Origin of the sequence: Nocardia mexicana NBRC 108244, assembly GCF_001613165.1 — a bacterium.
Lineage (GTDB): Bacteria > Actinomycetota > Actinomycetes > Mycobacteriales > Mycobacteriaceae > Nocardia > Nocardia mexicana.
This window is the reverse complement of the sequence record NZ_BDBV01000040.1, coordinates 23,223-36,102: the sequence shown is the minus strand read 5'-3', so window position 1 is coordinate 36,102 and position 12,880 is coordinate 23,223. Positions and strand designations below refer to the sequence as shown.

1 pseudogene is annotated in these 12,880 nt (G+C 70.2%); it reads right to left on the bottom strand.

The window, feature by feature from the left end:
- Nucleotides 1-243: 243 nt before the first annotated feature.
- Nucleotides 244-12,660 (bottom strand): annotated as a pseudogene (locus tag NM1_RS16530) (amino acid adenylation domain-containing protein); the annotation flags it as partial.
- Nucleotides 12,661-12,880: the final 220 nt, after the last annotated feature.

Genomic DNA, 12,880 nt, shown 5'->3' with positions numbered 1-12,880 from the left:
GGGTCATGCCGTAACCGCTTCCGAAGCCGCTTCGTGCTGCCCGACCACCCGAAACACGTCTATCTCACCCTGCCTGCTGTTGCTCATGCGCCTGCGCGGCGCCACCCCCTTCATCCATCGAACGCGGCCTGGGCGTGTTACGCGACCACGGGAAACTCCGGGACGATGGGGGCGAGCCGCACCGGAATTAGACCATTGTCCGGTACCGGAGCGATACCGGCACGGTGGGGCGCGGGCCCCCGGTCAATGACCGTCCGGGGCCAGCAGCGCGGCCAGCGCCGGGCCGATCTCGGCCATCGCGGCAGGGCCCGCCAGTTCCTCGTGGCGCGCCGGGACCGGGCGGTCGACGACCGCGCCGTCCACGTACGGCTCCCAGTCCGCGGCGGCCAGGCCGCGGGCGGCATTGCTCGCGTCGGCCGCGGCGCGGAAGAACTGGACGGTGCCGCGGAAGACCGCCGGGCGATGTTCGGCCACCAGCTCGGCCGAACGCACCGCGCTGCGATAGATCCGGCGCACCCGCTCGGGCGTCAACGCGACCAGGTCGGCGGGAATGGTGGCGTGCAGCGCGGCCAGCGCCTCGTCGCCGAGATCGCGCAGCTCGCCCGGCGGCAGCGCGTCGGCGCCGATGCCGAGCTCCGCGAGGGCATCGCGCACCGCGGTGTGGAAGTCGGCCACATCCAGACCCGGATAGCCGTCCAGGATGGCCAGCAGCGACACCTGTTCACCGGCCGCCTGCAGTTCGGTGGCGACGATATGTGCCAGGACCCCGCCCAGCGACCATCCCAATAGACGGTACGGGCCGTGCGGCCGCACCGACCGGATCTCCTCGACGTAGCGGACGGCCATATCCCGCAGCGATTCCGGAACGTAGTCCTCGGCCAGCGCGGGCGACTGCAGGCCCCACAGCGGCGCCGAGACGTGCTGGGCCAGACCGGAATAGGCCCAGGCGAGTCCGTACATCGGGTGGATGCAGAACACCGGATCGCCCTCGCCGGAGCGCAACGGAAGCAGCACCCCGAAGGCCGAATCGTCCTGGCCGCCGGCGGTTTGCGTATCGATGCGACGGGCGATCCCGGCCACCGACGCGTCGGTGAAGAACCACGCCACCTCGGCCCGCGCTCCCGTGGCATCGCGCAATCGCGCGACCGCCCGGGTGGCGAGCAGGGAATTGCCGCCGAGCGCGAAGAATTCGTCGTCGGCCCCGACCGCGTCCACGCCCAGCAGTTCCGCGAATACGTCCGCCACCGCCTGTTCGGTGGCGGTCGCCGGCGCGCGGAAGGTGGTGCCGCCGTGGAATTCCGGGGCGGGCAGGGCGCGGCGGTCGAGCTTGCCGTTCGGGGTGAGCGGCAGCGTGTCCAGCACGGTGATCGCGTCGGGGACCATGTACCCGGTCACGAAGTCGGCGACCTCGGCGCGCAGGCCGGTGGGGTCCGGCCGCGAATCGCCGTCGCCCACCACGTATCCCACCAGCCGGTCACCGGCCTGTGGATCGGTGTGCACAACGACGACCGCCTGTCCGACACCGGTGCAGCGCAGCAGCGCCGCCTCGATCTCACCCGGCTCGATGCGGAATCCGCGCAACTGCACCTGCTGGTCGCTGCGCCCGGCATACTCCAGGTTCGGGGTAGCGCCGGATCGGCGACGTCCCATGTCACCGGTCCGGTACAGCCGGGATCCGGGCGGTCCGAACGGATTCGCGACGAACCGGGTCGCGGTGAGCCCGGGTCGGCCGAGGTAGCCGCGCGAGAGCTGGTCACCGGCCACGTACAGCTCGCCCGGCACCCGCTCGAGGACCGGGTGCAGGCGCTCGTCGAGCACGTACGCTTCCAGGCCGGGCAGCGGACGACCGATGACTCCGGCCGATTCGCCCAGCGCGTCGTCGTCCAGCTCGAGGTACGAGACGTGCACCGTGGTCTCGGTGATGCCGTACATGTTGACCAGCCGCGCCTCGCGATGCCGCTCGCACCAGGGCGCGAGCCGCCGCGCGTCCAGCGCCTCACCGCCGAAGACGATGTGGCGCAGCGCGAATGGCTCCGGCGGCGCGGCCCGGTCGGCGGCGATCAGCTGATAGAACGCCGACGGCGTCTGATTGAGCACCGTGACGCCCTCGCGGATCAGCAACTCCCGGAACCGCTCCGGCGAGCGCGAGGTCAGGTAGTCGATCACGACCACGCCGCCGCCGGAACTCAGCGCACCCCACAGTTCCCACACCGAGAAGTCGAAGGCGAAGGAGTGGAACAGCGTCCACACGTCGGATTCGCCGTAGCCGAACAGCGGCCGCGCGTTGGCCAGCAGCTGCAGGACATTTCGATGCGCGACGCCCACGCCCTTGGGCGTGCCGGTGGACCCGGAGGTGTAGATGACGTAGGCGAGGTGGTCCGGCCGCAGCGGTGCGAGGCGGTCGCGGTCGGTCACCGGAGAGTCGTCGAGATCCGGCAGCTCGTCGAGCGCTACCTGCGGGATTTCGGTGTCCGGCAGCGTCTTCCGTTCATGCCCGGTGGTGATCAGGCAGGCCGGTGCCGCGTCGGACAGCAGGAACCGCAGGCGCTGTGCCGGATAGGCCGTATCGATCGGCAGGTAGGCCGCCCCGGCCTTCAGCACGCCCAGCAGCGCGATCGGAAGGTGCTCGGTGCGCGGAACCGCGACGGCCACCAGCGATTCCGGGCCCACCCCCTGTGCGATGAGCGCCCGGGCGACGCGGTTGGCGCACCGGTCCAGCTCGCCGTAGGTCAGCGTGGTGTCACCGGCACGGATCGCCGTCGCCTCGGGGCGGTGGCGCACCTGCTCATCGATCAGCGCGACGAGAGTCGGTTCCGTCGCCGTGCGCGGTGCGGCGAGGGGCGTGTTCCACCGGCGCAGCGCCCGATCCCGGTCCTCGCCGGTCAGCAGCTCGATATCGCCCACGGCCGTGGCGGAGTCGGCCAGCGCGGCGAGGACGCGCCGGAAGTGTTCGGCGAACTCCTGCACGGTTTCCGCGTCGAACAGATCGGTGGCATAGGTCAGCGCGGCGGAGATACCCTGTGCCGCACCGGAATCGCCGATGCGCTCGGCGAGGGTCACCTGCAGGTCGAACTTCGCCGGCGGTGCCGCCGCGGGTACCCCGGAAACCGTCAGCCCCGGCAGGCGCAGGTCGGTCGGCGCCAGATTCTGGAACGTGAGCATCACCTGGAACAGCGGGTGCCGACCGGCCGAGCGCACCGGATCCAGCAGTTCCACCAGTCGCTCGAACGGCACGTCCGCGTGGGCGAAGGCGGCGACATCGGTGCGGCGCACGGCGCCCAGCAGCTCCCCGACGGTGGCGGCCGGATCGACCTCGGTGCGCAGCACCAGGGTGTTGACGAACATGCCGATCAGATCGTCCAGCGCGGCGTGGCCGCGACCGGCGACGGGGGTGCCGATCGCGATATCCCTGGTGCCGGACAACCGCGCGAGTACCACGGCCAGTGCGGTGTGCACGACCATGAACAGCGTCGAATGATGGTCGCGGGCAACCCGGTTCAGCTCCGCGTGCAGCTCTGAATCGATCTCGAACTCCAGCGTGGCGCCACGGTAGGAGGCCGTGTCCGGACGCGGACGATCGGCCGGAAGATCCAGCTGCTCGGGCAGGGCCGCCAGCTCGCGCCGCCAGTGCGCCACCTGCTGTGCGAGCAGCGAGTCCGGATCGTCCTCGGAGCCGAGGGCGCGGCGCTGCCAGAGCGCGTAGTCGGCGTACTGCACCGGAAGCGGCGCCCAGGCCGGTGCCTCGCCACCGCTGCGGGAGGCGTAGGCCAGCATCAGGTCCCGGGTCAGCGGTCCCATCGACCAGCCGTCGGTGGCGATGTGGTGGGCGACGAAGACCAGCACGTACTCGTCGGGAACATCCTGTGCCGCAGACTCTTCCGGCTCCGGGTGCAGCAGGGCGATCCGGAACGGCACCTCGGCGGTGACATCGAAACCCCGAGTCATCACCCGCTCCACCGCCGCGGCGAGATCGGCCGCGGGCACCGGCGTCGGCGTCACGTCGATATCGATCGCGTGTACCGGCCGGATCTCCTGCACCGGCCCGTCGCCGGTCAGGGGGTAGACGGTGCGCAGGATCTCGTGGCGCGCCGCCAGATCCGCGACCGCTTCCCGCAGCGCGGCCGGGTGCAGGGTCCCCGACAACCGGATGGCCGCCGGGATGTTGTACACGGCCGCGGCCGTGTCGAACTGGTTGAGCACCCACATGCGCTGCTGCGCGAACGACAGCGGGATGTGGTCGGGGCGCGGCTGCGCGGTCAGTGGCGGCAATGCCGTTCCCGCGGACTGTTCGGCGGCGACGGCCAGGGCCGCCACGGTCGGCGCCTCGAACAGGCTGCGCACCGAGACCCGGGAATCCAGGGCCGCACCGATGCGGGCGGCGACCTGGGTGGCCAGCAGCGAATTGCCGCCGAGCGCGAAGAAATCGTCGTCGACGCCGACGCGCTCCTTGCCGAGGACCTCGGCGAACGTGCCCGCCACGATCTCCTCGATCGGAGTCGACGGCGCCCGGTAGACCGCGGTGTCGAACTCCGGATCCGGCAACGCCTTACGGTCCAGCTTGCCGTTCACCGTCAGCGGCAGCGCCTCCAGCACCACGAAGGCCGACGGCACCATGTAGGACGGCAGCCCGGCGCTCAGGGCCGACTTCGCCTGCGCCACATCGAGTTCGCCGGTGCTCGCGACCAGGTAGGCCACCAGGCGATCGCCGATCCTCCGGTCGCGCTTGGCCAGCACCGCCGCCTGCCCGACCTCCGGCAGCGCCAGCAGCGCGGCCTCGATCTCGCCCAGCTCGATGCGGAAGCCGCGGACCTTCACCTGGAAATCCGTGCGGCCCCGGTACTCCAGCTCCCCGCCCGCATTCCAGGCCGCCAGGTCGCCGGTGCGATACATCCGCGCGCCGGGGACGCCGAACGGGTTGGCCACGAAGCGATCCGAGGTCAGGTCCGGGCGACCGAAGTAGCCGCGGGCCAGCTGCGCTCCCGCCAGATACACCTCGCCGGAGACCCCCATGGGCACCGGGTGCAGGCGCGAGTCCAGCACGTACACCTGGGAATTCCACTCCGGCACGCCGATCGGCACCGACGCCTGGTCGGCGTCGGTCACCGGGTGGTTGGTGATCGAGACCGCGGCCTCGGTGGGGCCGTACAGGTTGAACAGGTCGATATCCGGATGCGCCGACCGGAATCGCTGCGCCAGCGCGCCCGGCAACGCCTCGCCGATCGCCAGCACTCGCCGCAGCGACTTCCACAGCGCCACTACGGAATCGGAGATGCCCAGCCGTTCCGTCGCCTGCCGGGCGCCGGGCACGCGGTAGGCGTCGCCGGGTCCGCGGGCGGCCGCATCGGCCAGCAGCGCGTCGAGCATCGACGGCACCACGTGCAGCGTGGTCACCGATTCCCGGGCCATCAATTCGTTCAGGTAGGCGGGGTCGCGGTGGCCGTCCGCCGCGGCGATCACCAGGCGCGCACCGGACACCGCGGCGGACCAGAACTCCCAGACCGACAGGTCGAAGGTCGCGGCGGTCTTCAGCAGCACGGCGTCGTCGGGGTGCAGGCCGAATTCGGCCTTCTTCCAGAGCAACTGGTTGACGATCGCGCCGTGCGGCACCGCCACACCCTTCGGGCGACCGGTCGAACCCGACGTGAAGATCACGTAGGCGGTGTTCGAAGGACGCAGCGGGGCAGTGCGATCCGCATCCGTCAGTGGGGCGGCGGACAGGCCCGGCAGGTCCAGCTCGTCGAGCAGGACGACCGGCGCCGTCGTCCCGGAAAGATCGGCGACGGCGGACGTCGACAGGACGCACACCGGATCGGCCGTCTCGAGGATGTAGCCCACGCGCTCCGGCGCCTGATCCGGATCCACCGGCACGTACGCACCGCCCGCGACCGAGACGGCGTACATGGCGACCACCAGGTCCACGGAGCGGCGCAGCGCCAGCGCCACCCGCGTCTCCGGGCCGACACCCAGTGAGATCAGGTGCCGGGCAAGGCGATTCACTCGCTCGCCGAGCTCGGCGTAGGTGAGGGTGACCGGTTCGCCGGAGTCGGCGACCAGCGCTACCGCATCCGGATACGCCGTGACGCTGGCGGCGAGCAGCGCGTCCAGGGTGTGCAGGGCGCCGCCGTCGGCCCCGATCGCGCTCAGCGCACCCGAATTCAGCGGGTACCCCGTGGCATTCGGGGCGACGAGGACGCGGTTGCGCTCGTCGCGGTCGAGCAGCGGCAGGTCACCGACCGCGGTGGTCGCATCGGCGATCACCGCGGACAGGATGCGGGACAGCCGATCCGCGAAGCTCGCGACGGTGGCCGCGTCGAAGAGATCCGCGGCGTAGGTGAAGAACCCGCCGATTCCGGCCGGATGGCCGTGCTCGTCGTAGCCGTCGGCGACGATCAGATGCAGGTCGAACTGCGACACATCGAGGTCCGCGTCGACGCCCGCGACGCTCAGGCCCGGCAGCTCCACCGCGGTACGCGCCAGATTCTGGAACGACAACCCGACCTGGAACAGCGGATGGTGCGCGGTCGACCGCGGCGGGTTGAGCACCTCGACCAGTCGCTCGAACGGAATGTCGGCGTGGGCGAACGCCTGGAGATCGGTCTCTCGCTGCCGCGCGAGCAGATTCACGAACGACTCGCCACGATCGACCCGAGACCGGAATACGACGGTATTGACGAACATCCCGATCAGATCATCGAGCTCGGCCTCGCCACGGCCCGCGACCGGCGTGCCCACCGCGATGTCGTCGCTTCCGGACAGCCGCGCCAGCAATACCGCCAGCGCCGTATGCACCACCATGAACAGCGTCGCCCCGTGCGCACGCGCCAGCTCACTCAGCCCGGCATGTGCCGCCGCGTCGATACGGAAGTCGACCCGCCCGCCCCGCAGCGAAGCGACCGCGGGCCGCGGCCGATCCGTCGGCAGCTCCAGCAGATCCGGCAGTCCCGACAGTTCCTGGCGCCAGTACGCAATCTGCTGTGCCGCAATCGAATCCGCATCCGATTCCACGCCCAGCACCGCACGCTGCCAGAGCGCGTAGTCGGCGTACTGCACCCGCAGCGGCGCCCATCCCGGCGCCGCACCGGCGGACCGCGCCGCGTAGGCGGTCATGACATCGCGCACCAGCGGAGCCATCGACGAACCGTCCGCCGCGATGTGGTGGACGACGACCGCCAGCACATACTCGGGCGGCGCACCGGCCGCGGTATCCGCGATATCGAACAGCCGCACCCGGATCGGCACGTCGGCGGTCACATCGAACGGCGTCCCCGCCAGCTCGTACACCGCCGCGGCCACCTCCGCGGCGGCGATCGGCTCCGGTGCCACGGACATCCAGCCGCGCCGCACCGCGGCCGTATCTTCGTGGTGAGCGAAGTCCGACACGGGCAGTACCACCTGAACCGGCCCGTCCGGCGTTTCCGGATAGACGGTGCGCAACACCTCGTGCCGCATCACCACGTCGTCCAGCGCCGCCGACAGCGCCCGCACATCCAGCTCACCGGTCAACCGCAACGCGAACGGCAGGTTGTACGCGGCGGATCCGGCCGTGGCCGCATCCTGATCGAAACGGTTGAGGAACCACATCCGCTGCTGCGCCAGCGACAGCGGCAACCGTTCCGGGCGCGCGAGGGTGCCCAGCCGGACGCCGCGGCGGTCGTGGGTGCGGGATTCGATCGCGGCCGCCAGCGCGGTGACCGTGGGCGTCTCGAACAGTGCCCGGACGGGGATCCGGCCGTCGACCGCCGCGCCCAGTCGCGCCGCCACCTGGGTGGCGACCAGCGAATTGCCGCCGAGGGCGAAGAAGTCGTCATCGGCGCCGACGCGCTCCGCACCGAGCACATCGGCGAAGATCTCCGCCACGATCTCTTCGATCGGTGTTGCGGGAGCGCGGAATTCGCGACCCACGTATTCCGGCGCCGGAAGCGCCCTGCGGTCGAGTTTTCCGCTGGCATTGAGCGGGAAGGCATCCAGCGCCACGATCGTGCCGGGGACCATGTAGGAGGGCAGGATCTTCGCCACCGCCGCAAGCAGATCCGCCTGCTCGATCGACTCGCCCGGCGCGGGCACGGCGTAGGCCACCAGCTGATCGCCGAGCGCCGACGGCACCACCGCGGCCACCGCCTGGCTCACCGTCGGCTGCCCCAGCAGCGCCGCTTCGATCTCCCCGAGCTCGATCCGCTGTCCACGGAACTTCACCTGGAAATCCGTACGCCCCAGGTAGTCCAACCGTGCGGGCAACTCGCCCTCGGCGGCCCGCCAGACCGCCAGGTCGCCGGTGCGGTACATGCGGGAACCGGTGGACCCGAAGGGGTTGGCCACGAACCGATCCGCCGTCAAATCCGGGCGCTCCACATACCCGCGCGCGAGCTGATCACCCGCCAGGTACAGCTCGCCGGGCACACCCGCGGGCACCGGGCGCAGCCGTCCGTCCAGAACGTACGCCTGGGTGTTCCACTGCGGCAACCCGATCGGGACGGTCGGGCGGTCCGCGCCGTCCGCGGGCCAGTAGGTCACCGAGACCGCGGCCTCGGTCGGACCGTACAGGTTGTGCACCCGCGCATCCGAGACCGCACGCACCGCATCCACCGTCTCCGGCGGCAACGCCTCACCGATCACGAAGATGTCCCGCAGCGTCGGGCACGCACCGGAAGCGAGCTGGGTCGCGAACACCGTCAGCATGGACGGCACGAAGTCGGTGACCGTGACGCGTTCGGCCGCAATGGTTTCCGCCACGTACAGCGGATCCCGATGCCCGTCGTGGGTGGCCACCACCAGCCGGGCTCCGGCCCGCAGGGGCAGGAAGTAGCCCCACAGCGAGACGTCGAACGTCGTCGCCGTCTTCTGCAGATACACGTCGCCGCCGCCGAGCGGATACTGTGCGAGCATCCACTCGATCTGGTTATGGATGGCCGCATGCGAGACGGCCACGCCCTTCGGGCGACCGGTGGACCCGGACGTGAAGATCACATAGGCGGGGTTGGTAGCGCGCAGCGGCGCATGGCGCTCGGCGTCGGTCACCGGAGCATCGGAGAACTCGGACACGTCCAGCTCGTCGAGCAGGACCACGCCCTCCGTCGTTCCGGCGGACGCACTCGTGTTCGCGGGAGCCACATCGAGAACACCGGCGATCGGCGCCGTCGTCAACACGCACACGGGGTCGGCGGTGTCCAGGACGTGCCGGATTCGCTCGGCCGGATGATCCGGGTCCAGTGGCACATACGCACCACCGGCCGTGATCACCGCGTACATGCCGACCACCAGGTCCAGCGAACGCCGGACCGCGAGGCCGACCAGGGATTCCGGACCGACACCCTGCGAGATCAGGTGCCGCGCCAGCCGGTTCACCCGGCCGTCGAACTCGGCGTAGGTGAGCGTGGCGCCCTCGTAGGTCACGGCCACCGCATCCGGTTGCCGCGCCACGGTGCGGCGGTAGCCGTCCAGCAGCAGCTCGGGCGCGACCGGATGCCGAGTGTCGTTCCAGGCGTTCAGGATTCGATCCCGCTCGGTGTCGAGCAACAGCTCGATGGCGCCGATCGGCCGGTGCGCGTCCGCGGCGGCCGCCGCCAGCACCCGCGTCAGGCGTTCGGCGAACACCTCGACGGTCGCCGCGTCGAACAGGTCGGCCGCGTAGGTGAACAGCGCCGAAAACCCTTCCGGCACACCATCGTTCTCGCGCGGCACGATCGTGAGCTGGAGGTCGAACTTGGCGATCGCGCCACCGGCCTCCACAGCGGTCGCGGTCAGGCCGGGCAGCTCCAGCGGTGGCTTGTCCATGTTCTGGAAGAACAACGCCACCTGAAACAACGGATGATGCGCCTGCGAACGCACCGGATCCAACACCTCGACCAACCGCTCGAACGGCAACTCCGCATGCGAAAACGCACCCAGATCCGTCTCCCGCACCACAGCAACCAAATCCACGAACGACACCGACGAATCCACGCGTGTGCGCAGCACCAAGGTGTTGACGAACATGCCGATCAAATCGTCCAGCTCACGCTCACCACGGCCCGCCATGGGCGTGCCGACAGCGATGTCATCGGTGGCCGACAACCGCGCCAGCAACACCGCCAATGCGGCGTGCACCACCATGAACAGCGAAGCACCCGAATCCTGGGCGAGTTCGACCAGTCGGCCGTGCGTCTCGGCGTCGATCTCGAACGCGTACTGACCGCCGCGACCGGACGCGACCGCGGGCCGCGGGTGATCGATAGGCAGGTCCAGACGCTCCGGCAGGCCGGTGAGCGCCGAACGCCAATAGGCCAGTTGGGCAGCGGCTTCCGAGGCGGGATCGTCCTCCGCGCCCAGCATGGCGCGCTGCCACAGCGTGTAGTCGGCGTACTGCACCGGCAACGGATCCCACCCGGGCGCGGCGCCGCCGCAGCGGGACAGGTAGGCGGTCATGAGGTCGCGGACCAGCGGAGCCATCGAGGCGCCGTCGGCGGCGATGTGGTGGATCGCGATGGCGAGGATGTGGTCGGTGGCGGGCTCGCCCGGGGTGCCGGAATCCAGTGCCAGCAGCACGATTCGCAGCGGCACCTCCGCCGCGACGTCGAATCCCGCGAACGCGAACGCGGTCAGCCGGTCCTCGAGTTCCTCCGGCGCAACGGGTTTCGGCTCCAAATCGGGCACCGCGCGCTCGGTCGGCACGATCACCTGGTGCCCGGTGCCGTCCTCGGACGGGTACACGGTGCGCAGCGTCTCGTGCCGCTCGATCACGTCGGCGACCGCGGCCTGCAGCGCCGCGATATCGAGCTCCCCCGACAGCCGCACGGCGAACGGAATGTTGTTGGCCGCCGACGCTGTGTCGAATTGGTTGAGGAACCACATCCGCTGCTGCGCGGGGGACAGCGGTATGCGATCGGGCCGCGGCATCGGAGCCAGCGGCACCCGTCCGCCCGCGTCGGCGAGCGGCTCGATTCCGGCCGCCAACCCGGCCACGGTCGGCGCCTCGAACAGCAGCCGGGCCGGAATGCGGGCGCCGAGGGCGGCGCCCAGCCGGGCCGCGGCCTGGGTGGCGATCAGCGAGTTGCCGCCCAGATCGAAGAAGTCGTCGTCGGCTCCGATGGCCTCGGTCGCGTGCAGCAGCTCGGCGAAGGTCTCGGCCACCAGAATCTCGAGCCGACCGGACGGCGCGCGAAACTCCTTGGCCTGCAGCACAGGTGCGGGCAGCGCGGCGCGGTCCAGCTTGCCGACCGGGGTCAGCGGGATCTCGTCCAGCACCACCACACTCGTCGGCACCATATGCCCGGGCAGGCTGCGGCCCGCCCAGGTGAGCAGTTCCCCGGTGTCGACCGCGCCGTTCGCCGCATGTACGTAGGACGCGAGAATCGTTGCGCCGCTGTCCAGCCGGTGGCCGATCGTGACCGCGAAATCGACCGAATCGTGAGCCGCCAGCACCGCATCGATCTCACCCAGCTCGATCCGGAAGCCACGAATCTTCACCTGAAAATCGTTGCGGCCCAGATACTCCAGATCACCGGCGACGGTCCGGCGCACCAGATCTCCGGTGCGATAGAGGCGAGAGCCCTCCGGATCCATCGGGTTCGCGACGAACCGCGCGGCCGTCAGCGCGGGTCGTTGGTGATATCCGCGAGCCAATTGCGCGCCGGTGATGTACAACTCGCCGACGGCGCCATTGGCCACAGGTGCCAGCCGTTCATCGAGGACATATTCGGTAACCGCCCGGACCGGCCCCCCGATGGTCACGATCTCGCCCGGCACCAGCGGCGAGCTGATGTTGGTCATGATCGTGGTCTCGGTGGGACCGTAACCGTTGCAGAACTCCCGAGTGCCGTCACCGATGGGAATCACCCAGCGCCGCACCAGATCCGGCGGACACGCCTCACCACCGGCCACCACCACCCGCAGATCATCCAGGCCCGCGGGGTCCACCGAAGCCAATGCGGCCGGAGTAATGAAGGCGTGCGTCACCCGCTCCCGCCGCAGCAGCGCCGCGAGCTCGTCACCCCCGTACACCGACGGCGCGACCACCACCATCGCCGCCGCACCACCCACCGCCAACAACAACTCCAACACCGACGCATCGAACGACGGCGACGCGAAATGCAAAGTCCGAGAATCATTCCCGACCCGATAACGCTCACGCTGCTCATCACAAAAACCCGACAAACCCGCCTGCGTGACAACAACACCCTTCGGCAACCCCGTCGAACCCGACGTATAGATCACATACGCCGGATGCTCGGCACGCAGCGGACGCACCCGATCGGCGTTCGTGATCGGCTCCACCGACCGCTGCTCCAGCCGCGGCCGGTCATCGCCGTCGAGCACGAGCCAGTCGATACCGCCGGGCAGCCCGTCGCGCACCGCGGATACCGTGAGCCCGAGCGCAGCACCGGAATCCGCGACCATGTGCGCCACGCGCTCCGCGGGATAGTTCGGATCCACCGGCACGAAACCGGCACCCGACTTCGCCACCGCCCACACCGCGACCACCGAATCCACCGACCGCGGAATACCGACCGCGACCAGATCCTCCGGCCCCACCCCACGCTCGATCAACAAACGAGCCAACCGCGTCGACCGCTCATCCAGCTCCGCGTAACTCAACTCCGCCAACGTCGCCGACGCATCGGCGAACACCAGGGCGACGCCGTCCGGGTTCGTCTCGACGGCCGTCGTCAGCAGCCTCGGCAGCGTGGTGACGCGTGCGCGCCGGGCACGGGTGGGCCGCCGGCGTTCCGGACGGTTCACGCAGACACCCGGCCCTGTCTCCGGGACCTACCGTCCCGCGTGCTCGCAACGCTGCCGAACATCACCATGCAACCTTTTCCGTGCTCACGCCGAATCTCACCGATCATGCCTGGTTCGCGCACCTATCGCATCTTCCCTGGTTGTGCACGCCCCCGAGTTCGGGGGC